The following is a 24,837-nucleotide window of genomic DNA, read 5'->3' on the forward strand; positions in this document are numbered from 1 at the left end:
GAAACAACATAATGACAACGCGGTGTGGCCCCTTCGTTCCTTCGGGAGTGCACGCGGGCCGCATTTTCGGGGTATCTTACTTAAAGTAAGAGATGTATCACTTTAGGTAAACATGCTGCTTCTAAGTGGTCGGCGCTGGAAGTCCTTCGGGGGTTGTCGGATGCCAGGTGGATGCGTCGCGAGGCGGAGGAGGCCCTGGTAGCGGTGTTCTACCTGGGCTGACGACAACGACGCGAGGCGCCGGCTGGCGCCGGCAGGCCCTGGATGAACTTCCAGCGCCGACCACTAAGCACATGCGGCGTGTTCACTTGGCATCGATCGCGTCGCCAGGCGGCGATCAATTGAATCGGTGTTCCGACCAAAGGATATGTCTGTATGACGACCTCCATGCGTCCGGCGTGCGGGGCCACCAGCCCATCCGGGCACGGGTCTGGCCGGCCGCGGCGTCCGGTGGGCCGAAGGATGCGCGATCATAAGCTTGCCGTGTCGGTGGCGGCCCGGACGCCCGCGCCGCCCAGCGGCGATCGCAAGTGCTACCGCTTCTCGCCTTGTCTCGCGACGGTCCTGCTCGTGGGGGCGATGGGGTTCGCGGCCGCCGGGTGCAGCGATTCCGCCAGCGGCAATCCGAGGCTGCCGGCAAGCCTGCCCCCGCGGGGGGACCCGCAGTTGATCTCACTCTGGAGTAATGACGCGAAACCCGTGCCTGAGGCCGATCCGGACCCCGCCGCGGTTGAGGTCGGGATCCGGTTCCGTGTCGACACCCCAGGTGACATCCTTGGAATACGCTTTTACAAGGGCCCTGACAATATCGGCGAACATACGGTCAGCCTGTGGTCCGGCGCCGGTGACCGGCTGGCGACCGCCACGGCCGTCAGCGAAAGTGACACCGGCTGGCAGGTGGTGATGCTGGCCAAGCCGGTGTCGGTCCAGGCCGCTACCATCTACACGGCCTCGTATTTCGCGCCGACCGGGCATTATTCGGCGACCCCTGAGTTTTTTGATCAGGCCGTGTCGGCCAACGGGCCGTTGCGCGCCGCTGGGGCGACCAGCGGGGTGTACCACTACGGCGGCGGCTTTCCTGACGCTACCTACCGTGACTCCAACTACTGGACCGATGTGCTGTTCCGGCCGGGGTCAGGATCTTCGGGCGATCCGGTGGCCCCTTCTATGACTCCAGTCTCATAGTGTATGGTTACTGTTAGTGGCGCACTCGGTTGTTGTGCAAAGAGCGCCCCGCCGTTTTAGATCATCGGATCCATCAAGCGGACGGCAGGTGGGGATGGGCTGACCAGCGACCGCAAGCGGGATCGACGCGTACAGCGGTCGGTCTCAGGGTTCAGGTGGCGCTCTCTTCCTGTCACCTGGTGTTCACCCGCATGAGATTATGTAGTTGTGCCGGCGGGGCTGGCTTGGTAACTTGTTGGCCTGTTGGCGCTTGTGTTACACGGTCAGGAGAAGCCCCGGCACTCTTCTCGCTCTGATGACGGCCGTGTATCTTGGATCTGATCCGGTGTCGGCGCAATGCTGACCCGCGCTGGGGGGCAAGGGGCACGAGTGTATTTTTCGGATTTCATCGCGGTTCTTGTCCGTCGTTGGTATATCCTATTCATCGGTGTTGTTCTCACCGGCCTGGCTGGGGTGGGCGTACACGCCACCATCGGTCCAACATTCCAAGCCAACGCAGCCTTGGTGGTACTGCCGCCGACGTCAGACTCTGGTACCACCAGCACCCCCGCGAGCCGAAACCCGTATCTGTCCCTGCCGCTCGGTAACACCGCGGACGTTCTGACCCGGATCATGGCCACTGAGGCGGTCCGGCAGGAGCTCAAGGCCGCGCATGCGACGTCGGCGTACACGATCGCGTTGGTCTCCGACGGTTCCCCGGTGCTTGAGATCGCCGCGACGGACACTTCAGCGGCCACCGCGACCAACACCGCCTCGGTACTGGTGAAAACGGCCGAGAGCGAGCTCGAAAAGCTGCAGGTCATGCAGAATGTCCCGAAGAACTCGATGATCCGGGCCAGTCAGCTTATTTCTCCGGGCGAGCCCGATGTGCTTCACGGGAGCCAGATCCGGGCGCTGCTCGGTGTAGCAGCCCTCGGTCTCATCCTTTCGGTCACGGCCTGCTTCGTCGCTGAGGGGGCTTTTACCGGCCGGCGGGCCGCCTTGGCCGCGGCTGTCCGCGGCCGGCGCAGCGATGCTCGGGGCGGGGGGCGCTCGAAGGACGCGGTCCGGTCGGGAGGCACTTCCCGCGGCTCCGCGACGCCCATGGAGGAGCAGGACATCGATGATCTGGAGGGCGACGGCAGCGACGACGACACCGATTCCCAGGGCCTGGAGAAGCTGGAGTGGGACGGTGACCGTGACAGCGGGGAAGAGGAGGAGCGGCTTAAGCAACCGGACGCCCGTGAGACAACGATGGTTCTGGTAGGCCTACGCCGACGTTCCGACAAGTAGCCCTCGATGCTCGGCCTGCCCGTCGGTATCGCTCGTTTCGCGCTGGCTCGGCGTTACCTTCCGCGTGTAGACGTCACCTCTTTGCTGTCTCTTTACGTGTTGCTTCTTCTCGGTATCCCGTCACAGTTGATTTTTGGCCCTCTTGGCGCCGCCGGCACGCCAGCCAACCTGTTGGGGATGCTCTGCCTGTTATGGTGGATTCTTGCGGTCATGCTGCCGTTCGGCGGCGTGGCGACAGGCCCGCAGCCCATCCGTATAGCAATGGTTTTTCTGGCCACGATGGTACTGGGCAGCTATGCGGCCGGCGCGCTGCGCGCGGATATCGTTCCCGAGGAGCTGCGCGCCGCTGACCGTGGTCTGCTGCTCCTGGTGACCTGGGCCGGCGTGGCCCTGATAACGGCGGACGGCGTCCGGTCGTGGCGCCGGTTGGATGTTCTGATCGGCCGCCTCGTGGCGATGGGTGTCTTTCTCGCGGTGCTCGGCATCCTGCAGTTCTCGATCGGGCTCAACATCGCCGGTTACATCCACATTCCGGGCCTGCGGGTGAACGGCACCCTCGATCTCATCTCCGCCCGGTCGATATTCCGCCGGATCACCGGTACCGCGAGCCATCCGATCGAGTTTGGCGTTGTACTGGCGATGCTGCTGCCCCTCGCGATAAGCCGTGCGTTCGCCGCGCCGGCGAAACTGAAGGTGCGACGCTGGCTCGCGGCGGCCAGCATCGGTGTGGCTCTGCCCATGTCGGTGTCACGCTCGGCAATTCTCGCCATCGCGGTGGTCGCCTTGTTCATCATCCCGAGCTGGGACCGCCGTCGGCGGCTCGCCACCTTCAAGGTGATGCCCCTGTTTCTTGTCGGCATGAGACTAGCGATTCCCGGACTGCTCGGTACGATCACGAGCCTGTTCACCGGTATCAGCAACGACCCGAGTACCAAAGGGCGTACCGAGGACTATGCTGCGGCCGCGAAGTACATTGCCGTGCATCCACTGTTCGGGCGAGGTTTTCGAACGTTCATCCCGAGCCTGTACAGGTTCCTGGACAACCAGTATCTGATGACTATCGTGGATGCCGGTTTGATCGGGTTGGTTCTCCTGTTGCTGGTCTTCCTGGTCGGGATCTTCACGGCTCGTGGTGCCCGGCGACGCAACGAAGATCCATTTTATAAGGATCTTGCCCAGGCGGCTGCGGCGGGCATCGGGGCGGCAATGGTCAGCTTCGCGACTTTTGACGCGCTCAGCTTCCCGATGTGTGGCGGCCTGCTCTTTTTGCTGCTGGGGCTTGCCGGAGCGATGTGGCGGCTGTCGGGCCAGCCCGATGATCGTATCGAAAAAAATGATCATGAGTTTCATGTGTCTGCCACAACCGCACCGGCCGCGCTTCCGGCCGCCCAGCCTTTGGCTGACCAGATGATTGGCGCGGCCCATTGATCGATACGGTGGGTCGCGCCGTTATCCCCCGCATGGCTTGATGAGGCTCTCACCAGGCCTTTTCCTGTATTTGTGGAGAGGCTCGCACTCGCCGCCCTCCGCTGTCGCTCCCAACGGGCTCCCGTCGCTCCGACGGTGGTTTTCTGATTCCGTGACGAGGGTTGTCCATGGCTGTGCGCCGGGGCCGTCATCGGTGATACTGGCGCTAGCCGAATCTGCTAGGCTTGATTGAGCAGACCGGACTATGCCATACCTGGGGGGATGGATGACGGGGGCTCAGTCGTCTAGGGATTGTGCTGTCGTTGGCGTAGCCGTGGGTGGTGAGAGTGAACCGTCGGTAAACGCCGACGCGGATTCTGGGTTACCCTCAGCCTGCTTGCCGTCAACCCGCAGCCGCTTCGCTCGAGGGATGCTGCGCGGAGTAACCAAGGAAAGCGCATCCCTCCCGTCCATCGAGCTGCAGGGCATCCCTCTGGTATGCCTCACGGTCGCGGATGCGCGTATCGCGGTCCGGACCGCGATGGAAGATCCCAGTCCCGCCCTTGTGGCCTATGTCAACGCGCACTCGCTCAATCTTGCCTACACTGATGTCGCTTATCGGGCCGCGTTGCAGCGGGCACACCTGGTGCTGCCGGACGGTATCGGCGTCGCGGTCGCGGCCAGGATGCGAGGCCTGCGTTTTGCCGCGAATCTCAACGGTACGGATTTCACTCCGGTGTTACTCGCCCTTGCCGCCGAACAGGGGTATCGGGTCTTCCTGTTCGGCGGTCGCGGTGCTGTGGCCAGCCAGGCCGCCGAGGCGCTGCGGGCGCGGATTCCGGGGTTGTGTATCGCCGGTGTACGGGACGGCTACGGCTGGGCGGACGACCCGGATTCCGTCGTTGAGGAAATCAGGGCGGCGCGAGCGGATCTGCTGGTGACCGCGCTTGGCAACCCGTTACAGGAGCTCTGGCTGGACCGCTATCTGGAGGCCACTGGCGTACGGCTCGGCGTCGGGGTCGGCGCGTTCCTCGACTTCACGGCCGGCCGGGTTCCGCGTGCTCCGGATTGGATGATCAAAAATCGGCTGGAATGGGTGTGGCGTCTCAGCGTCGAGCCGCGCCGGATGTGGCGCCGGTATCTGGTCGGCAATCCACTTTTCATCTGGCGGACGCTGGTGAGCAGACAGCCACCCGCCCAGCTTCGGCTGAGCCGGCGCATCCTCGCTGGAACGTATCCGCTTCCAGCCGGATCGTGGGGCGTGCACCGTCAGCAGCCCGCCACCGACGCCGGGCTGGTCCCGTCGGTGCGGGGGCCACGGTGACCGCGGATCTCCAGCCGGCCAGCTCCGCCGAGCGGCCGGTCGCGGCGTTGTCCGCCGTGGCTGCCGGGCCGGCGGATGCGGAGCAGCCGGATGCGCCGGATGTGACGGATGTGACGGTGGTTGTCGTCACCCGCAACAACGCTGATGTCATCGTGGATTGCCTGGCCGCGCTGCCAGCGGCCTTCGATGGCGAGCTCTCCTGGCGGGCCGTGGTCGTCGACAACGCCTCGGTTGATGACACGGCGCTTCTGGCGGCGAAGGCCAATCCTGACGTGCTGCTGTTGGCGACCGACGCCAACAGCGGATACGCGGCGGGTCTCAACGCTGGCCTGGCTGCGTTGACACCGCGGCGCGCGGTTTTGGTGATCAATCCCGACGTGCGGCTCGACCGTGGCAGCGTCCAGGCGCTGTGGGCGGCCCTGCGGCCCTTTGACACCGGCATCTGTGTACCGAGCCTGCGCGATGCGCGCGGCCAGTTGCGCCACTCACTGCGCCGTGAACCCACAGTGCTCCGGGCGCTGAGTGAAGCGGTGCTTGGCAGTGACCGGTCCGGGCGGACGGCGACCTTGGGTGAGGTCGTCATAGATGATCGTTTGTATGCCTCACCCCAGGTCGCGGACTGGGCGTCCGGTGCCGCAATGTTGATCTCCAAAGAGTGTCTGGATGCGGTGGGCCCGTGGGACGAGTCCTTTTTCCTTCAGTCGGAGGATGCCGAGTTCATTCTCCGCGCTCGTGACCATGGCTTCCTGCTTCGCTATGTACCATCGGCGGGCGCTGTCAAGCTCGATGACGAACGGCACTCAACGCCGCAGTTGTGGGCCTTGGGCCAGATGAACAGAGTACGGCTGCAACTGCATCGCCGAGGTCTGGTTGCCGCGCACGCGATGCGCTGGGTGCTGGTACTCAACGCGGCTCTCCGCGCCCGCCGTTCGCCGGCCCACGGACGGGCACTACGACTGCTGCTGTCCATCAACCCCGGGGTCGGCTTTCCACCGGTGGCCTCGTTGATCGAGGCTTCTGTCGTATCGAGTGATCTGTCCATATCGAGTGATCCGTCGATGGTCAATTCATGATCATATCTACGGTACGGGAAGTCGTGGCCTGGCCGGTCCGCGCTGGGGAACCGCCGCAACTCTGCGACGGGCTTACGCTGAAGAGCTCTTGGGGGAGACAGTGACACAGAACCGGGATACCGACACGGACACCGTTCGACCCGCGGTGACGTCGTTCCCAACGGACGTGGTCATCGTGGGGGGCTGCGGCCACGTAGGGCTCCCGCTGGGTGTCGCGCTGGCTTCGCGCGGCCGGCGGGTCCTCCTGTATGACATCGACGCGGCGGCGGTGGGAGTCGTCAACGATGGTCGTCTTCCCTTCCGGGAACCGGGCGCTGGCGAACCGCTCGCCGAAATGACGGCGGCGGGCCGGCTGCGCGCCACGACCGATCCAGCGGTGATCTCCGAGGCCGAGCACGTGGTGGTCGTTGTGGGTACGCCGGTGGACGGGCATCTCAACCCCGACCCGCAGGTGGTGCCCAGGGCGATACGTACCTTCTCAGACCGTCTCGTCGATGGCCAGCTGCTGATCCTGCGCAGCACCGTCTATCCGGGCGTGACCGCGCTGGTGGAGAAACTCATCTCGGAGATCGGTCGGGACGTCCAGGTCGCCTTCTGCCCGGAACGCATCGCCGAGGGCCGGGCCATGACCGAGCTGTTCGAGCTTCCGCAGATCGTCGCCGCCCGTTCCGACGCCACCAGGGCGCGGGCAACCGCCCTCTTCGCCGTTCTGACCAACGAGATCGTGGATCTTCAGCCTGAAGAGGCTGAACTCGCGAAGTTGTTCACCAATACGTGGCGGTACATCAAGTTCGCGACCGCCAACCAGTTCTACATGATTGCGAACGATCTCGATCTTGACTTCGAGCGCATCCGCGACGCGCTGGGCCACAACTATCCGCGGGCGGCGGACCTGCCCGGCGCGGGCCTCGCCGCCGGCCCATGCCTGTTCAAGGACACGATGCAGCTGGCGGCCGTAACCAACAACACGTTCGCTCTCGGCCATGCCGCGATGTTGGTGAACGAGGGCCTCCCGCTCTACCTGGTCTCCCGCCTGAAGGAACGTTTCGACCTTGCCGGGATGGTTGTCGGCATACTCGGGATGGCCTTCAAAGCCGGCAGCGACGACACCCGGGCAAGCCTGTCGTACAAGCTTCGCCGAATTCTCGACTACTCGGCGGCCGGTACGCTCTGCACGGATCCGTATGTCAGTACCGACGGCCGCCTGCTGCCGTTGGAGACTGTTGTCGAGCGGGCGGACCTCCTCGTCATAGCCGCGCCGCATCCGGACTACGCCGAGCTGCGGACCGAAAAGCCAGTGATCGACATCTGGAACTTGCTCGGTGCGGGCGTGCGGGTATGATTCATTTCTTGGCCGCGGGCGGTACGGAGAATATCCGATGACGCCGCGGGTGTCGGTGGTGATGCCGGTCTACAACGAGGGCGACGCTATCGTCCCAGTACTCGACCGGTTGCTCGAATCCGTGGTCCTCCCTTGCGAGATCATGGTTATCTACGATTTCGACGGTGACAGCACGGTGCCGAGTCTGGTCGCCTACGCGGAGAAGGACGCGCGGGTGCGGCCGGTCCGCAACACCTACGGGCGGGGGCCGGCGAACGCGATCCGTTTCGGTATAGAGCACGCGGTCGCACCGGTCACCGTGGTGACGATGGCGGACGGCAGCGATGATCCGCGCCAGATCGATGAGCTGGCGCGGCTGGTTGACCGTGGTGTGGTGGTCGCCGCGGCATCCCGTTACATGCCCGGCGGCCAGCAGGTGGGCGGCCCCCTGGTCAAACGGGTGTTGTCGCGCGCGGCCGGCAGGTCCCTGTCGGTGCTCACGCGTATCGGTACCCGGGACGCGACGAACAGTTTCAAGGCGTATTCGACGAGTTTCGTCCGGAATGTCGGGATTGACAGCAGATCTGGTTTTGAGATCGGTCTTGAGCTGACTGCCAAGGCCCGTCGTCTCGGCCTGCCCGTCGCTGAGATCCCGACGATATGGCTTGACCGGGCGCTGGGCGAGTCAAATTTTGACCTTGCTCGCTGGCTGCCCGAGTACCTCCAGTGGTACCGCTTCGCCTTCGGTCGGCGGTTGACCGTCGGCGAGTTACAGGCCTTACGGCACACGGCGGGATCCGGTGGCCCCGGCCCACGAAACGGAAGCTATCCCCGGCCGCGTGTCCCGAAGGCCGAGAGCGCTAAGGCTCCACTCGAAGGTGGCGCGCAAACTGGTTCCGCCGCGTCGGCGGAGGCCCTGACAGATAGTAAGGAATGAAACAGATGGCAACTGTTCTGGTGACCGGTTCGGCCGGTTTTATCGGTGGTTATGTCGTGCAGGATCTCCTGGGTCGTGGATACGACGTGGTGGGTCTGGACAACCTCTCGAAGTACGGGCCGGTCGCTCGCAGCTATGATGATCATCCGAATTACCGGTTCATCGAGGGCGACGCGCGGGACACCGACCTGCTGAGCGAGCTACTCGTTGACTGCGACCATTTCATCGCCGGCGCGGCCATGATCGGTGGAATTTCCTACTTCCACACCTACGCATATGATCTCCTCGCCACCAACGAACGCATCATCGCTTCATCCTGCGACGCCGCTATCCGGGTCTTCCGTGCTGGCGGGCGGCTGCGGAAGGTGACATACCTCAGCTCGTCCATGGTGTTCGAGTCGACCGACCGCTGGCCGTCGGTGGAAGGAGACGAGCGCACGGTCGCACCGCCGCTTTCGTCCTACGGCTTCCAGAAGCTCGCGGTCGAGTACTTCGCCCGGGCGGCCTGGGACCAGTACGCGCTGCCCTACACGATCGCACGGCCTTTCAACTGTGTCGGTGTTGGCGAGGGCCGAGCGCTCGGCGAGGTCGAGGTGCTGTCCGGCAACGTCAAGCTGGCCATGAGCCATGTGGTGCCCGACCTGGTTCAGAAGGTGCTCAAGGACCAGGACCCGCTGCACATTCTCGGTGACGGCAGCCAGGTGCGGCACTACACCTACGGTGGGGATCTGGCCGCGGGGATCGTGACGGCGATGGAGCATCCGGACGCTCTCAACGAGGACTTCAACCTCTCCACCGCGCGGTCGACCACGGTCCTTGAACTGGCTGAGCTGATCTGGAAGAAGATCAAGGGCCCGGACGTGGAGTTCCGGTACGTCAGCGACGACCCCTTCCAGTACGACGTGGCCAAGAGGGTGCCGAACGTGGACAAGGCCCGGCGTGTTCTGGGTTTCATCGCGGACACGCCTCTTGACGTCATGTTGGACGAGGTCATCCCGTGGATCAAGCAGGCGGTCGCGGACGGCCGGATCTAGAGCGGGATCTGGAGCTGGCTGGAGGTCAACGATGGCACCACACAGCCCCGGCGCTACCGCTGTCGCCGCTGACCGGGCCGGCGTCACGCACCGGCGGTCGCGTGGGCTCGCCGCCCGCGCCGAGCTGTCGGACCGCCTCCGGTCCCTGTTCCCGCTGGACTCCGGATCGCCGATCCGTCCTGGCAAGGTGCTGCTCGCGCTGGCGGTGCTGGCCGCCGGCACCCTGATCTCGCTCGCCCGCCAAGGCGGGATCGGCGCGCTCGACACCATGTGGGCCGAGGACGGGCACATCTTTCTGGAACAGTCCGTGCGTTTGTCCGTGCTGGACGCGTTCACCACCACATATGCCGGATATCTGCATGTTGTGCCGAGGACGATCGCGGGGCTCACGGCTTTGTTGCCCCTGCGGGACGCGGCAGCGAGTTTCGCGGTCCTCTCGGCACTGCTGCTTGCCGCCACCGCTGTCTTCGTTTATGTCGCAAGCGGTGCCACGCTGCGGCACCGTCCGGTGCGGCTGGTATTGGCCGCTTCCTTCGTCGTACTGCCGATCGGCCAGGGCGAGGTCCTCAACAACGTTGCCGCGAACCTTCACTTCCCGCTGATGGCAGCGAGCTTGTGGGCATTGTTGTGGAATCCGCGCAGGCGGATTTTTGGCGCGGTCGCCGCACTCGTGCTGGCTCTTGCCGTGCTCTCTGATCCGACCATGATTCTGCTCGCTCCGGTTGCCGTGCTACGGGGAGTGCTGTTGCGCGGGGTCCGCGGGTGGGGCCCTGGCGGCGTGCTGCTGGCCGGAGTCGTCATCCAGATGATTCCCCGGGTGACTGGTCACACGGACCGCGCGTTCGCGCCGCTGGCGCTCAGCCCGTTGAAGATCCCGGTTTACTTTGCGCACAATGTGCTGGCTGGCGGGCTGTTCGGGGACAGGTTGCCAGGCCGTTCGGTGACATCCCCCCGGGCAGCGCTGTTCGTACTGCTGGCGCTCATGGTGCTTGGCGTGCTGGTCGCCCTTGCCTGGAAGCGCCGGCGGGCGCCATCCAGCTGGCTGGCTTTGATCATGGTGGGGCAGAGTGTGCTGTTTTATGCCGGGCCGGTGCTGCTCGCCGGTGCGGCAACCCCACGCTACGCACTCGCACCGGCGCTGATGCTCCTGTCGGCGGCCGCTGTCGTCGTGGACGCGACTGCCGACGATGGTGGCGACCTGCTTGCGGGCACAACATCCCGGCAGGCCGGATTGCGTCAGTACTCCTTCGTGCTGCTGCTGTTGCTCGCTATGGCAAGCGGGTTCCGGATGGACAACGCGCGCGGTGCCGGCCCCCGCTTCAGCCAGGAGCTGAGTACCGGCCGAGCGCGTTGTGCGGTCGCCCTGCCCAGCGCTGACTCCGGCTCGGTCACGGTCCGTGTCAGCCCGCCAGGATGGTCGGCGAGCCTGCCCTGCCAGGCCGTGCTGACCCGTTGACCGCGGTCACCATCGTGCGACGACCTTTCGGGCGTCGAAACCCTCAGCGTAGCGAGTGCCGCACTCGACTCCGCGTAGCCGCAGTACCGAACGGAAGGTCTCCTCGTCGAACCAGGGCTTCGCCTTCTGGCTGGGGAAGTGCTCGGTGATGTGGGCGAGCTTCGCCGCGACGGTTTTCGCCGACAACGGTACATAGAGCGTGGGGCGCATCGTGTTGCCATCCCACTTCGGGATCTCGTAGCCGAGAATCAGCGCTCCGCGAAACGCCTGCCAGGCAAGATCACCGATAGTTCGATGGTCCTGATGCGCATCGGTCAGTGACGGCGCGAACACCACATCAGGCTGGACCTGCCGCGCGATCTGGAGCAGCACATCCTTGACGCCGCCCCATTCCCGGGGGAGGAAGCCGTCCCGGACATCATGTAGATGCAGGGAGCCGAGCGAGCCGCCCCCCAGGTTCCGGGCGCTCGTCTCGGCTTCGGCGCCGCGTTCGCCCGATCCGGTGAAGACGACCCAGTGCACTGACGCTGTGGGATACCGGGCGAGGAGCTGGATGATGGTGCCGCCTGCGCCGATCTCCACGTCGTCCGCGTGCGCCCCGAGGGCGAGTATCCGGTAGCCGTGCCCATCGGCGGGCGGCGCGGCCGTCATTTCCAACATCGGCGATTACCCTCGCGTCGTGCGAAGGCGACCATGCATGCGCCAACCGTAGCCAGCCAGCCCGCCGAAGCGTTCAACCTCCACCGGTGCGCACCTTTCATCGTCCAGCATCCGGGTCGCCGTCGGCCGTGTCTACGATCATGATCGTGCGGTGCGCGGCCGGTTGGCACATCAGCTTCCCTTCCTGGGAGTACCCGGCCACGACAGCCGAACACCCAGGGCGGAGCGGGAAAATCTGTCGCAATGCCGCCGGACGGGCGCGCAACGACGGCTATCGATCATGCCGCGTGATCTCGGCCCGCGCTGTTCGCGGACCGTGCGCGGTGCGGCGGCCGCGCCCTGCTCGACGGCGATGGCCGGGTGCGACGGGAACGAGCCCGCACGGTCGGGTTTCGGCCAGGCCACGGGCCGTTCTCCCCGGAGAAAACGCCGGATCCCGCCGAGTGCCACGGCTTGCAGGAAGAACACCTGGGCCGCGAGGCGTACCGGCGCGGGCGGGTCGCCACCATGGATCATCGTCGCCAGGCTGCCCGCTCCCGCGACGTTACCGGCCAGGAACAGGCGCGCGACCCAGCTGCGCCGGGCCGCGGGAACGCTAACCCCGATCAGCATGACGTGGGCTATCGGCCCGAACGACGACCGTACCAGCCGGTGTCCCCACAGCTGTGGGGTGACCGGCAGGGCACCTGGCAGCAGCGCCTCCCTGCGGCGCCAGAGCATGTCGAGGTTGCCGGCCACCACCCGGGTCCGCCGTTCCCATTCCTCGCTGTACGTGGGGCTGGCGGTCTCGACCGAGTAGGCGGACGGCTCGTAGACGACCCGCAGTCCCGCCTCGGTGATGTCCAGAGCGAGCCAGGCGTCGTCCACCGCGACGTCCGGGGGCAGTGCCCGAAAGGCGTTCCGGCGGAACGCGAGCATCTCGCCGACGACTCCGATGGTCTGGCCGATAGCCGACTCGCACTGTTTCAGCCAGGACTCGAACCGCCAGTAGAAGCCCTGGACACCAGCGGGGTCGTCGACCCGCTTCTCGCCGGCGACCGCACCGACTGCCGGGTTACGGAAATGGCGCGCCGCTGCCCGCAGAGAACCGGGGGCCAGGTGCGCGTTCGCATCCGAGAGCACCACGATGTCGTGGTTCGCGGTGGCGACCCCCCGGTTGACGGCCTCGCATTTGCCCAGCCGCACCCCGGCCGACAGCACCGTGACGCCGGGGCGTCGAGCCGCCCGCGCGGTGGCCGAGTCATCCGCGACAACAATGATCTCAAGCGGGCCTGGGTATCCGGTGGCGGATAGCTCGTCGATTTTATTTTTGATCACTGTCGCCTCGCGGTACGCCGAGACGACCACGGACATTGACGGCCAGGCGTCAGGATCTTCCGGCTCCTCGGCCGGGTGGCCACGGCTTTTCAATGCGACGTATAGCGGATACAGAGCATGGCCGTACATGGCTGTCGCTCCTAGTGAGAATATCATTGCTTTGCGTCCAATGCTGCGTGCTCCCATCACGGAGGACACCGTAGTCTGTGTTCGTGGAATAACCATTTGAAGTCAGGATGTCATTGCCTGTTGCTCTAGGGCGCAGGCTGGGCGTCCGGGGGAGCGCATGCGGGAGAGTGGCTGATGGCTGACGCGGAGCGTTGGATTGTTGCGGTCGAAGAGCCGTTCCTGCCCGCTGACGCCGGTGGCCGGGTGGAGACGCTGACCTTTCTGGCCGCCGCCGCGGCGGCCAGAATCGGGCTGCGGGTGCTCGTCCCGACGCCCACCGCGCTCGACCTGGCCGCCTATCAGGCCGCGGTGCCCGGTGCTGCGATCATCGGACTACCGCGTGACCTGAGCGTGTCAGCGCATCTGGGGCTGGCGCCGTATGCCTATGCCTCACGCCCGATCGGCGCCCTGCGGCGTGTACTCGCTGTCACGCCGCCCTGTGCCGAAGCTGTGATCAGCTACAGCTGCCGGGCCGCGCATGTGGGCGAACAGATTGCCCGGGCCTGGCGCATTCCGCACCTTGTCCGTGCCCACAATATCGACTCCCAGTACTTCCGGGAACTGGCGGGCGCCGCCTCGTGGATGCGCTCGGTGGCCTATGGCATCGAATACCGCAAGCTGCGCAGAGCTGAACGCGTTCTGCACCGCTCGCCGACCGTCACCTGTATCGCGGACATTTCCGTGGAGGACCATGCCTGGCGCCGAGCGCGTTGTGGTACGCGCGCAATGCATCTGCCCCCGTTCCTGCCTGCCCAGGTGGGCACGGCGTCCGCCGAGGCTGGCATGATCAAGCGGGACCCCGGCCGGTTGTTGTTCGTCGGCTCCCTGGACACCCCGACCAACACCGAGGCGCTGCGCTGGTTTCTCGCCCACTGCTGGCCGGCCGTGCGTGCCCGCCATCCGCATGCCTCGCTCCAGGTCGTCGGGCGCCGGGGAGAAGCCGGTCTGCTGGCCTGGTTGCGGGGTCATGAGCAGGTCAGTGTCCATACCGATGTCACGAGCGTGCGGGGATACGTCACCAGCGCGGCAGTGTCGCTGAACCCGATGCGTTCGGGCTCCGGGGTCAACATCAAGGTGGTCGAGGCGATGGGAGCTGGTACCGCGGTGGTAAGCACGGGGATCGGCAGCCGTGGCCTCGGGTGGATACCCGGGCGTGATCTGCTCGTGGCGGAGGGCGCGCGCGGGTTCACCGACGCGGTCTGCCGGCTCCTGGACGCGCCCGGACTGGCTGTGCGGATCGGTGCCGCTGGGCGCGCGTTCGTCTCCCGCGAGCTCGACCGGGACGTGCTGCTGGAGCGGGTGCGGTCCGCGCTGGACCCGGCGCGTGGGGGCCATGAAGCCCGGGGGCCATGAAGTCCGGAGCTATGGTGCGGGCGGGCCAGCCAGGAGCCCCTTGAGGTATGAGCGATGTTCAGCCGCGGCGGCAGTGTCGCGCAGCGCCCAGGACAACACCGCGCGGCCCATATATCCGGCCACGAGCATCGCGCGCATCTGCCCTACCCGCGCCGGGGAGTTGTGCAGCGCCAGGTAGGTCACCATGGACGCGCCGCGCATCCGCAGCATCCAGGTCCTCGGCGCGCCTGAGCTGCCCGAGCCGTGCGGCACCAGCAGGTCCGTCCGCAGCCGTTGCCGCAGGCCGGCGTCACGGATCCGGCGCCCCAACGCCATATCCTCGTTGTAGACGAAGAAATTTTCGTCAAATCCACCTAGCGAAAGAAATGTTTCACGGCGGACGGCCATGCAGGCTCCGGTGAGCCACTCGACGTCTATCGGTTGGCCGATCTTCGGGCGAGCGAACAAACCGGCGGTCGGGACGATTTTATGCGCTCCAAGCACATGTATGAGGACCCGGCGCCGGGTCGGTTCCCAGCCCCCGTTGCCCAGCTCCGGCCGGTTGTCCGGGCCGATCGTCGTAGCGGCGCTGGTGGCGAGGCCCGGATCGGTACGGACATCCTCCACGAGCCAGGTGATGACCTCGATCGTCGGCCGGCTGTCCGGGTTCCCGAAGAGCAGGTAGTCGTAGCGCGACGTCCGTACTCCGATGTTGGCGGCCTTGGCGAATCCCTGGCCGCCACCGGAATCCACGTAACGACCGTGTGGCATGTCGGCGATGAGTTCGTCGACGCGGTCCGCGCCGGCGGCGTTGTCGACGATCACGATCGGGATGTCCGTGGGGAGCCCGGCCAGCATCCGCTCGAGCTGATCTCGGCTGTGATAGCTGACGACCACGAGCTCGAACGGCCATGTCTGTTGACTGCTGGAGTGAGTTGTCGTTACTGACCGTAGTTCGCGCACGTTGTGAGTGTGCCAGGTTGCCGTGCGCGGCTGGCGGGCTCTCGCGTCCGTGGACGGTGTGATGATCCGATTGAAGTGGGTATCCCGCAGGGGGATCCCGGCCCGGTGACGGGCCGCGCACGCTGGCCGGGCAGCCGGGTGGGATGGGTACGGCCCGCTGTCAACGGGTGGTGGGTAGCAGCCATCGCGTTTCGGATCCGGCATAGGAGGACATGTGGATGAAGGTGCTCATCACCGGTTCTGAGGGCTACCTGGGCGCGCTGGTCGCGCCCGAGCTGATGCGTGCTGGCCACGAGGTCCTCGGTCTGGATACGGGTTACTACAAGTCCGGCTGGCTCTACCGGGGCGCTGATCGCAGTCCGCAGACCCTGGACCGGGATCTGCGCCGTGTCACGATCGACGACCTGGCCGGCATGGACGCGATCGTGCACATGGCGGAGCTGTCCAACGACCCGCTGAGTGAGCTCTCGCCGGAGGTCACCTACAAGGTGAACCATGGGGGTTCCGTCCGGCTCGCGGCGCTCGCGAAACAGGCCGGCGCGTCCCGGTTCGTCTACATGTCGTCGTGCAGTGTTTACGGCATCGCGGTGGGCCGCGGCGTCACCGAGAGCGCCGCGCTCAACCCGCAGACCCCGTACGCGCGGTGCAAGGCTCTGGTCGAGCGTGACGTCGCGGCCCTGGCGGGCGAGGATTTCTCCCCCACCTTCCTGCGTAACGCCACCGCGTACGGCGCGTCCCCGCGGATGCGTTTCGACATTGTGCTCAACAATCTTTGTGGACGTGCCTGGACAGCCGGTGAGATCGCGATGACAAGCGATGGGACGCCGTGGCGCCCCCTTGTGCATGGCCTGGACATCACCAAGGCCGTCCGCTGCGTGCTTGCCGCGCCCCGTGAGGTTGTTCACAACGAGGTGTTCAACGTCGGCAGCGGTGCGCAGAACTATCAGATAAAGGAGATTGCGGACCTGGTCGCGAGCGTCTTCACCGATTGCCGCCTGAGCTTTGGGGACAGCGTTGGGGACAATCGCAGCTACCGGGTCGACTTTGACAAGATACATGCTGTTCTGCCGGGTTTTTCGTGTGACTGGGACGCGCGGCTGGGGGTCCGGCAGCTTTACGAGGTCTTCGCGCGCGTCCAGCTTGCCGGCGAGACCTTCACCGGCCGCGACCACAGCCGGCTCAGGCAGCTCCAGTACCTGCTTGACACCGGCCAGGTCGACGCCGATCTTTTCTGGACGTATTGATGATCATTACGCCGACCGCGCTGGCCGGGGTGTTCGTGGTGGATGTCGAGCCCGTGGCTGACTCCCGCGGCTTCTTCGCCCGGACCTTCTGCGCGCGCGAGTTTGCCGCGGCGGGCCTCGCGCCCGAGACGGCGCAGTGCGGCGTCGCCTTCAACCGCGTCGCCGCGACGATCCGTGGGATGCACTGGGCTGCCGAGCCGGTGCGGGAGACCAAGCTCGTGCGCTGTACGCGCGGGGCTGTGTTCGATGTTGTCGTGGACGTCCGTCCCAGGTCGGGGACTTATCTTCGGCACGTCGCGGTCGAGCTGACCGCGGACAGCCGCCGAGCGCTCTTCGTCCCGGCCGGGTTGGCGCACGGGTACCAGACGCTTGTCGACGCCACCGAGGTGACATACCAGATGAACGTGCCGTTCGAACCCGGCCATGAGCGCGGTGCCCGCTACGACGATCCCCGCCTTGGGATCAGTTGGCCACTGGCCGCCACAGCCGTGTCCGCCAAGGACCGTGCCTGGCCGCCGCTTGAGGCACCACCAGCTGCCACCGGCTGACCAGTGGTTCCACGTCCACACAGCCGCCGGCCTGGCCGCCTCTCCCGGGTGAGCCTCTACCATGGGGCACTGGCCAGGTTCCGCCACGGCCCGCGGGTGCGTGGAAAGAACGTGATTGCGTGCTTTTCGCCTGCTGGGGAGGCGATGAGCTCGCGACACACCGGGCGGTGGAAGTAGTCACCCATGGCAGGCGGTGTGCCGTGCGCATGGAAGTCGTCACAGCCATCGCATGTGCCTCATCTCGATCTGGTTGGGCCGTCGATCAGTTCGGGCAGCGGGCCAGTGGTGGCATAACCATGATTTTCGCGTCCCGCCGGGGCCGCAGGATTCAGGAGGGGAGCGCATGTCAATCGAGCACGCCGGCCAGTCAGGGACCCGCGGGCAGGCCGCGGCCGTACCGGTCGCGGCCTGCCGCTCGTGCGGTGGGCCGCCGCCGCGCCCGTTCCTGACGCTTGGACACACCCCCATCGCCAACAGACTGTTGCGGCCGGATGACCTGGCCGGGCCTGCGCCGGTCTTCCCGCTGGAAGTCGGTTTCTGTAGTTCCTGCACGCTGGTCCAGCTCACCTACGCCCTACCGGCTGAAGAGATCTTCAATGCGGACTATCCCTATTACTCGTCATTCAGCGACACGCTCTGCCGGCATGCTGAAAAACACGTCATCGATCTGATCGCAAGTCGCAATCTCGGTCCCGACAGCCTTGTCGTGGAGATCGCAAGTAATGACGGCTACCTGCTGCGGGCGTTCATCGAGCGGGGGATCCCGGTGCTCGGCATCGAACCGTCACCCGGGCCCGCGGAGGCGGCCCGTAAGGCTGGTGTGCCGACCCGCACGGAGTTCTTCGGTGCCGACCTCGCCCAGGCACTGGTTGCCGACGGGCTGCGCGCGGATGTCATCATCGCGAACAACGTGCTCGCGCACGTACCCGATCTGAACAGCTTCGTGGCGGGTATGTCAGTTCTGCTCGCGGACGATGGGATCATCACCGTGGAGAACCCGGGCGTGGGGGCGTTACTGGCAAACACCGAGTTCGACACGGTTTACCACGAACATTTTTGCTATTTTTCCACCATCGCGGTGGACGCCCTCATGCGTCGGCACGGTCTCAGCATGGTCGGGGTGACGGAATTTCCCGAGCTCCACGGCGGCACGCTGCGCTGGCGGATGCGGCGGGCCGCGGCCGATTGTGACGTGCCGCAGGTCCGCGAGCGCCTCGACAGGGAGCGCGCGGCCGGCCTGGACACCTTCGAGCGCTATGCCGGCTTCGGTGTTGACGTGCGTGAACTGCAGGCGGAGCTGCTTGCGCTCCTGCGGGAGCTGGCCGGGCACGGCCGGACGGTGGCCGGCTACGGTGCCGCGGCAAAAGGCGCCACCCTGCTGAACTCGAGCGGTATCACCACCGGCCTTGTCCAGTACGTGGTTGACCGCAACGTCCACAAGCAGGGCAAGTACATCCCGGGCGCGCGGATGCCGATCCTTTCTCCGGCGGTCCTGGCCCAGCGCCAGCCCGACTACCTGCTGTTGCTGGCCTGGAATATCCGGGACGAGATCATGGAGCAGCAGGCCGCGTATGCCCGCCGCGGCGGCAAGTTCATCGTGCCGGTTCCTCGGCCGGTCGTTTGCTGACGTTCGTGCGCGGCCTGCCGCGTCCGGGGAAGCCGGCGGTCGACAAATATTTGATCATGAAATTTTCCGTGCGCTCGAAGGCCCCGGGAGAACCGGGAAGCGTGGTGGCGGCCGATGGATGATCCTGTTGACCGCCGGCCCGCGGCAGGGCGCGGGCTGACGGAGGAGGGGCACATCGAGACGTTTGGGCGGATCGACTACAAGCCACGCCGGTACGGTCATCCACGCGAACATCCACCGGATGACCCTGCCGGTACCCGGGCCATCCGGTATGTTCCCGCCCGCCCGCGCCTTGAGGGGCTGGTCGATCTTTCGCGGCCACGGGCCGAGGACGGGCGGGAGCCCATGGTCCGCCGCGGCCGGCGCCAACGGGGCATCGGTCACGCCAGTGGCCGCTCGAAGGCCCTGTGGACGCTGGGCGACCAGGTCCTTTCCAGCGGTACCAACGCGCTCATCGCCTTCACGGTCGCCCGGCAGGTCTCGGCGGGCCAGTTCGGTGCGTTCTCGATCGCCTTCGCGCTGTTCGCGCTGATCATCGGCTTTTCCCGGGCGGCCAGTACGGCACCCATGGGTATGAAGTACGCCGATGCCTCCCCCGGGATCTTTCGGGCGGCGACCGCCGCGGCGACCGGTACGGCGCTGGTTCTCGGGATGATCACTGGCGGGTGCCTGGTTGCCGTCGGCACGGTACTGGGCGCGACGGTCGGTCTGACGGTGGTCGCGATGGGCCTGGTCATGCCAGGCCTGCTCCTGCAGGACGCCTGGCGTTACGTCTTCATCGCCCAGGGAAAGCCCGTGAAGGCCGCGGTGAACGACGCGGTGTGGACTGTGATCCAGCTGGGTGGCGTATTCGTTCTCTGTCAGCACGGCGTCCACTCGTCCGCGACATTCGTGCTTGTGTGGGGCGCGGCCGCCGCGGTGGCCGCGGTGGGAGGTGCCGTCCAGTCCGGCTGCTGGCCCGCGCCGGGCAGGTCCCGTGCATGGATCACATGTCACCGCGAGGCTGCGGGTTACCTGAGCGCCGAGTACATCACCGTGCAGGGCGCCCAACAGGGGTCGACGCTGCTGATCGGTGTATTCGGCACCGAGCTCGCGGTCGGTGCGCTGCGGGGGGTACAGACCCTTCTCGGCCCGACCACGATTCTTGCCGTCGGAATCATCAGCTTCGCGGTTCCGGAGTTCTCCCGCCGACGGGAGATGCCCGCACGGGCACGTATGCGCTCGGCAGCCATACTTTCCTGCCTGGTTGCCGGCGCCGGCGTGCTGTGGGGTGTGTTGTTCCTGTTTGTTCCCGATCGCGTTGGTATTGCACTGCTCGGTGACACATGGGCACAAACCCGCGGCATACTCGGTTTGACGATTATTCAGCAGGCGGGCGCGGCCGCCACGGTCGGCCCGGCGTGTATGCTTTACGCACTTGGCCAGCCAAAGCTCACTTTCCGCGTTCACTGTGTGCTCGCGCCGGCTTTGTTCGTGTTCCCGGTGGCCGGTCTGGCGTGTTGGGATCTGCGAGGGGCTGTTGTCGGGTACATCGCCGCGTTCTGGCTGACCGTGCCGTTGTGGTTCGTGCTGCTGCGCCGCGCCGCCTACCAGGCTAAGGCGTCATCCCGCGGCAGGGCCGGATCTCCCAGCGGGGCGGTGGCTCCAGCCACGGCACAGCACCCGGGCAAAGCGGATGATTTGCCGGGTGATCCATCGGCTGGCCGGCATCGTCGGGGCGGGCGGCAGATGCGGCAGATATCGTGAGTTCTCGGCGGAGCACGTTCTGTTCTGATCATGTCGTTGTGGTGGCGATGACCTTGGAACGCCCGGCAGCAGGGGTGCGGATCAAGGAACAGGGCTGGGGCGCGTGCATCGCGAAGCGGAAGATCTGGAGGAAACGCGTCGAGATGGTTTCGCGGTGAGACTGCACATCGTTTACCGATCCGTCGGCAGCGAGAATCGCAAGGACCGACCGGGTTTTTACAACAAGTCGCTGGCCCTGGCCTCGCTGTTGCGCGCGGTGGACAATGTTGATATTGAGACCGAACTTGTCTTCGTCAACGACGGGCCCATCCCCGCCGGCCGTCTGGAGATGATGGCCGGAGCCGGCGAGGTTCTCGGCGTTCGTTGCGGCAGCAACCGAGCGTCGTATCGATGGGTGCTGCGACTGCCCCGGCTGCGCGGCTGGTCGCCGGCTGATCTCGTCTGGTTTTCCGAGGACGACTACCTGTATACGGCCACCAGCCTGCGGGGTCTCATCCAAGCCGCGAATGAGCTGGCCGTCGCCGATTATTTCACCCTGTATGGTTCGACGCGTTTCGATCCGGCGGCCACCCGGCGCTCACCACTGATCGATGCGCGGGCCCGTTCCCAGGGGGATCCTGAGGCCGTACTCTTGGGCACAGCGCGCTGGTACCGGGCGGCGAGTTGCACCAGCACCTTCGGTGCGCGGATCGGGGCGCTGCTTGCCGACGAGCGGCTGTTGCGCAGCTGCCCGTTCGTCGGCGAGGCCTGGGACCACGCCACCTGTCTGGCCTACCAGGGATATCGACCGTTCGGCCTGCGGGAGCTTGCCGGCGGCAGGCCGGATCCCGGGCATATGGGCCGGCCGCGGGCTGCGGTTCGTCGAGGCGCGCTGGTCTGCGTGCGCAGCGTCGCCAACGCTGTTGCCCTGGCCCGGCCACAGCGCGCGCGGCGGACCCTGATGGCACCGGATCCAGATCTTGTCACGCATATGGAGCAGCGGTTTCTTGCGCCGGGCACCGACTGGGCCGCCGCGGCCGCCGCGGTCACGCAGTGGTCGCGCAGCCGTGATCAGGAGGGGCTGTGGGTCCGTTAGAGCGACCGGCAACAGGAGCGTGGATCAAGGAGATCTTCGATGTGCCGATCTCACCTGACTCGAGGGGAGCGCGCGGGTGACCCCGGTTGTCCAGCCCTCCGCTGAGCTGCCCCGGGGCACTGCGGGGGTGTCACTGGTGCGGATTCTGGGGCGTCGCTGGCTGGCGATTGTCATAGCGGTGGTCATCGGCGCGGCGCTGGCGCTCATCCTCGCCAAGCGACAGGCCCCGGTCTTCCAGGCGACGGGCCGGGTGTTCCTGAACACCTCGAACGCGGCGCTCGGCGCGGGTTCGGTCGACGCGACCAGGGCCGTCCAGACACAGGCCCAGTTCGCCGACTCCACCGCGGCCCTGGACCTGATCGCTGAGCAGCTCAAGGTGCCGCGGCTCTACGTGGCCAAACGGTTGAAGGTAACGCCGTCGGGGGAGGGCTACTTCTTCACGATCGTCGGCAGGGACAGCACCGCGGAGCGGGCGACACAGCTCGTCCAGTCTACCGAGACCGCTTACCAACAGCTACTTTCCCAGTACGGAAACGACAGCAGTGGTACTGTCCAGCGACTGACAAGCCTGCGCGATGAGATCTACAAAAACCTTCAGAAGCTACAGGCCCAGCAGGCCGCCCTGCCTCGTAATGCTGACGATCAGATTCTTGCCAGCCAGATCAGCAATCTCAACTCACAGCTCGCGGACCTCAACCGGCGGATTCCCGAGGCGCAGGTCAACGCCGCGTTGACCGCTGGTTCGGTGACCCTGGCGGAGCCCGCGCGTGCTGATGGCCAGGTCGCACCGCACCTGTTCCGTAACACGCTGGTCGGCGCGCTGGTCGGGCTCTTCCTGGCGGCAGCGGTGGTCTGGTGCGCCTACCTGCGCAGGCCAACAGCGCTCGACGGGCGTGGTGCGGCCGCCGCGCTGGATGCTCCTCTGATCGCCGCGGTTTCCGGTAAGCGGGGCGGTGGGCTGCCGACCGACGCCCTTGTCTCGGCCATGTCAGCGGTATTGTCGCCCGCTGTCACAGTGGTGGCCCTCGCTCCGGCGACGCGGGGCGATCTGAGCGCGGACCTGGTGGCGGCCGTTTCCGCAAGCTGGTCAGACGACCAGGGCGTTGTGTTGATCATTGATGCCTCCGCGGAATCGGAGGTTCGTGCGCCGCTGGAGCGGTTGCCTCGGGCGGTCTCCGGCGAGCTGCCCCGCTGGGCGCACGAGCCGACCTGCCTGGCCCGCTCATCCGGTACCGGCCGGGGGCATCTGCTGTACAACCGGGTCGCGCCGGCACGAGCCGCCCGCCCCGGTGGCCTCGCGCCCATCCTGGCGGACCGTGCTCCCGCGGTCGATCTCGTCATTCTGCTGGCCCCGGCGCTCGACGAGCTTCCGATGACAGCGGTGCCCGCCACACAGGCGGATGCCATCATCGTTTTCGTCAGCGGCGACTCCCCGCTCAAGGAGCTGTCGCGGATCCCGCGGCACTGGCCGGCGTTGGCCGAGCGGATTGTGGGCGTGGTCTTCGACGGGCGATCCGCTGTCCGGCGGTCCGCGCATGACGTGGCGCCTGTGAGCGCCACTGACGACCTTGTCGGTCCGGTCATGGGCGCGAGCGGCCGTGCCGCCGCCGCACCGGGCACCTCATCGAGCCCGTCGAGGGATACTGGGCGTCGCAGGAGCGGCAACAAGGAGGTTACGGACCGCTACCTTCGTCCCATGGGCAAGCGCTGAACGCCGGGGCGGTCACGGGAGGTGCTCGTGGCTGACGTCCGGACCGTCCATGCGCTCGGGGATGTCCCACGGACCAACCTGGATGGCCGCCTATGGCAACAAGCCTGACAATCCGCATCCCACGGAGCTGGGTGATCCCCGATCCGGATGCCGCGGTTACCGACCCGGCCGTGGTGCGCCGGCCGCTACGGCTGCTGACCATGTTGCTGTTCGGGGAGGTCTTCCTCCAGCGGCTGGCGGTCCCGGTCGGTTCCGCCCAGGTGCCGCTGATGCTGCCCGGGGTCCTCGGCGGCGCCGCGGTGTTGCTCGCGCGGGGTGACCTGGTGGCCGACATGGGCCGTACCCAGGCATATCTGGTCGCTATGGCGGCGTGCGTCAGCTCGGCGCTGGTCGTTTTCACCCGGGGCCTCGATGGCAACTCGCTCACGTCGCTGCTCTTGCTGGTGGTGACCTATGCGCCGTTCTGTTGTCGCCTGCGTGCTGACACGTCGGCGGCGCTCTTCCCTCGGCTGCTCGACCGTTTCGCGGTCATGACGGCAGTGCTGGCCGGCTTCGCGGTGGCGCAGTTCGGCCTTCAGCTGCTGGGCTGGCACTACAGCGACATCATCGGCGGGATCGTGCCACCCGAGCTGCTTATGCGGAACTTCAACACATCCTATCCGGTGGCATACGGCGCCAACCTGTACAAGGCGAATGCGTTCGTCTGTCTGGAGCCGTCCTTCTGCTCGCAGTTCCTCGCCATCGGTCTGGTTGTCTCGATATTGCGGGGTGTGCGCCGGTGGCGTTTGCCGCTCCTCGTGGTGGCGATACTGACCACGGTCTCGGGGACTGGCGTGATCCTGCTCGCCGCCGCGCTGGTGCTGCTCGCGGTCCATAAAGGACCTCGGTTCGCGGCAACGGCGGTGGCTGGTCTCGCGCTGGTGGTGACCGCCGTGAGTTTCACCCCGGCGGGGGACGTGTTCGCCGAACGCGCCACCGAGACATCCACGAGCAGTTCCAGCGGCAGCCTGCGTTTCGTCCAGCCCTACACCCGGACCTACGACCGGCTGGGCGGTGATCCGCTGACCGTGCTCTTCGGCTCCGGGCCGGGCTGGTCTGATCGGGATGCCGACGAGTTCATGCACAGCACCGGCCTGCCGTTGAACTACGCCATGCTGCCCAAACTCGTCCTCGAGTACGGTCTCGTCGGTGGGGCGGCCTTCCTGGTCCTGATCGTGCTGGCATTCGTGTGCGGATCCCCGTCGTTCGTCCTCTCCGGCGCGCTGCTGGTCTTCTACATGGTGTTGTCGAGCAGCCTGCTCAGCCCGGTTGTGGTTTACCTGGGGCTGCTTCTGCTGACCTGGTACGCGCGTGATATCTGGTACGTGCCCCAGCGGGGCCTTGGCGGGTCTTCGGTCCGGTCACGGGCGACCCGGCGGGTTTCCTGACCGCTTAGGG

20 protein-coding genes are annotated in these 24,837 nt (G+C 66.3%); 17 read left to right on the forward strand and 3 right to left on the reverse strand.

The features are described from left to right. Window positions 1–462 precede the first annotated feature (462 nt). The 9 genes from MJ797_RS13555 (at window position 463) to MJ797_RS13595 (ending at window position 11,009) form a co-directional block, all read left to right on the forward strand. Window positions 463–1,185, forward strand: a complete 723-nt coding sequence (locus MJ797_RS13555; RefSeq protein ID WP_239334718.1) for a DUF4082 domain-containing protein — start codon at window positions 463–465, stop codon at window positions 1,183–1,185. A 369-nt stretch (window positions 1,186–1,554) separates the two neighbouring features. After that, a complete protein-coding gene (locus MJ797_RS13560) occupies window positions 1,555–2,457 on the forward strand; it encodes a hypothetical protein (RefSeq protein WP_239334720.1) in 903 nt (300 codons plus the stop codon). A gap of 426 nt (window positions 2,458–2,883) precedes the next feature. After that, window positions 2,884–3,885, forward strand: a complete 1,002-nt coding sequence (locus tag MJ797_RS13565; protein ID WP_239334722.1) for an O-antigen ligase — start codon at window positions 2,884–2,886, stop codon at window positions 3,883–3,885. A 409-nt stretch (window positions 3,886–4,294) separates the two neighbouring features. Then, window positions 4,295–5,188 (forward strand): WecB/TagA/CpsF family glycosyltransferase, encoded by an 894-nt coding sequence (locus MJ797_RS13570; protein WP_239334724.1) that lies wholly within the window; start codon window positions 4,295–4,297, stop codon window positions 5,186–5,188. Continuing rightward, complete coding sequence (locus MJ797_RS13575) at window positions 5,185–6,261, forward strand: glycosyltransferase (protein WP_239334725.1); 1,077 nt, start codon at window positions 5,185–5,187, stop codon at window positions 6,259–6,261. The genes MJ797_RS13570 and MJ797_RS13575 overlap by 4 nt, the downstream gene beginning before the upstream one ends. A 100-nt stretch (window positions 6,262–6,361) precedes the next feature. Beyond that, complete coding sequence (locus MJ797_RS13580; RefSeq protein WP_239334726.1) at window positions 6,362–7,603, forward strand: nucleotide sugar dehydrogenase; 1,242 nt, start codon at window positions 6,362–6,364, stop codon at window positions 7,601–7,603. Window positions 7,604–7,640: 37 nt separating this feature from the next. Next, window positions 7,641–8,519 carry a glycosyltransferase family 2 protein gene (locus tag MJ797_RS13585; protein WP_239334727.1) on the forward strand — a complete coding sequence of 293 codons (879 nt, stop codon included), beginning with the start codon at window positions 7,641–7,643 and terminating at the stop codon, window positions 8,517–8,519. Window positions 8,520–8,524: 5 nt separating this feature from the next. Continuing rightward, entirely contained in the window at window positions 8,525–9,553 is a 1,029-nt protein-coding gene (locus MJ797_RS13590; protein ID WP_239334728.1) for an NAD(P)-dependent oxidoreductase, read from the forward strand. Window positions 9,554–9,584: 31 nt separating this feature from the next. Further along, on the forward strand, window positions 9,585–11,009 hold the full coding sequence (locus tag MJ797_RS13595; RefSeq protein ID WP_239334729.1) for a hypothetical protein: 1,425 nt from the start codon (window positions 9,585–9,587) through the stop codon (window positions 11,007–11,009). A gap of 6 nt (window positions 11,010–11,015) precedes the next feature. Here MJ797_RS13595 and MJ797_RS13600 read toward each other — a convergent pair whose 3' ends face one another. Further along, window positions 11,016–11,669 (reverse strand): PIG-L deacetylase family protein, encoded by a 654-nt coding sequence (locus MJ797_RS13600; RefSeq protein WP_239334730.1) that lies wholly within the window; start codon window positions 11,667–11,669, stop codon window positions 11,016–11,018. A gap of 171 nt (window positions 11,670–11,840) precedes the next feature. Further along, complete coding sequence (locus MJ797_RS13605; protein WP_239334731.1) at window positions 11,841–13,175, reverse strand: glycosyltransferase family 2 protein; 1,335 nt, start codon at window positions 13,173–13,175, stop codon at window positions 11,841–11,843. Window positions 13,176–13,289: 114 nt separating this feature from the next. Here MJ797_RS13605 and MJ797_RS13610 point away from each other — a divergent pair, with 114 nt between their 5' ends. Beyond that, window positions 13,290–14,507: a glycosyltransferase gene (locus tag MJ797_RS13610; RefSeq protein WP_239334732.1), complete on the forward strand. Its 1,218-nt coding sequence runs from the start codon at window positions 13,290–13,292 to the stop codon at window positions 14,505–14,507. Window positions 14,508–14,516: 9 nt separating this feature from the next. On the opposite strand, the gene MJ797_RS13615 is transcribed toward MJ797_RS13610, so the two are convergent. Further along, window positions 14,517–15,653 carry a glycosyltransferase gene (locus MJ797_RS13615; protein ID WP_239334734.1) on the reverse strand — a complete coding sequence of 379 codons (1,137 nt, stop codon included), beginning with the start codon at window positions 15,651–15,653 and terminating at the stop codon, window positions 14,517–14,519. 14 nt (window positions 15,654–15,667) lie between these two features. On the opposite strand from MJ797_RS13615, the gene MJ797_RS13620 reads away from it, so the two are divergent. The 7 genes from MJ797_RS13620 to MJ797_RS13650 all read left to right on the forward strand — a co-directional run bounded on the left by MJ797_RS13620 (window position 15,668) and on the right by MJ797_RS13650 (window position 24,827). Next, window positions 15,668–16,693 carry an NAD(P)-dependent oxidoreductase gene (locus tag MJ797_RS13620; protein ID WP_239334736.1) on the forward strand — a complete coding sequence of 342 codons (1,026 nt, stop codon included), beginning with the start codon at window positions 15,668–15,670 and terminating at the stop codon, window positions 16,691–16,693. After that, complete coding sequence (locus MJ797_RS13625; RefSeq protein ID WP_239334738.1) at window positions 16,693–17,241, forward strand: dTDP-4-dehydrorhamnose 3,5-epimerase family protein; 549 nt, start codon at window positions 16,693–16,695, stop codon at window positions 17,239–17,241. The genes MJ797_RS13620 and MJ797_RS13625 overlap by 1 nt, the downstream gene beginning before the upstream one ends. A 343-nt stretch (window positions 17,242–17,584) precedes the next feature. Then, window positions 17,585–18,868 carry a class I SAM-dependent methyltransferase gene (locus tag MJ797_RS13630; RefSeq protein WP_239334740.1) on the forward strand — a complete coding sequence of 428 codons (1,284 nt, stop codon included), beginning with the start codon at window positions 17,585–17,587 and terminating at the stop codon, window positions 18,866–18,868. A gap of 114 nt (window positions 18,869–18,982) precedes the next feature. Continuing rightward, window positions 18,983–20,614: a hypothetical protein gene (locus MJ797_RS13635; RefSeq protein ID WP_239334742.1), complete on the forward strand. Its 1,632-nt coding sequence runs from the start codon at window positions 18,983–18,985 to the stop codon at window positions 20,612–20,614. Between the two features lie 154 nt (window positions 20,615–20,768). Beyond that, entirely contained in the window at window positions 20,769–21,689 is a 921-nt protein-coding gene (locus MJ797_RS13640) for a hypothetical protein (protein ID WP_239334744.1), read from the forward strand. A 76-nt stretch (window positions 21,690–21,765) separates the two neighbouring features. Next, the gene (locus MJ797_RS13645) at window positions 21,766–23,400 is read left to right on the forward strand and encodes a Wzz/FepE/Etk N-terminal domain-containing protein (protein WP_239334745.1); all 1,635 of its coding nucleotides are present in this window, start codon (window positions 21,766–21,768) and stop codon (window positions 23,398–23,400) included. 92 nt (window positions 23,401–23,492) lie between these two features. Beyond that, entirely contained in the window at window positions 23,493–24,827 is a 1,335-nt protein-coding gene (locus tag MJ797_RS13650; RefSeq protein WP_239334746.1) for a hypothetical protein, read from the forward strand. Window positions 24,828–24,837: the final 10 nt, after the last annotated feature.

This window comes from Protofrankia sp. CiP3, assembly GCF_917627345.1.
In the GTDB taxonomy this organism is placed as follows: Bacteria; Actinomycetota; Actinomycetes; order Frankiales; family Frankiaceae; genus Protofrankia.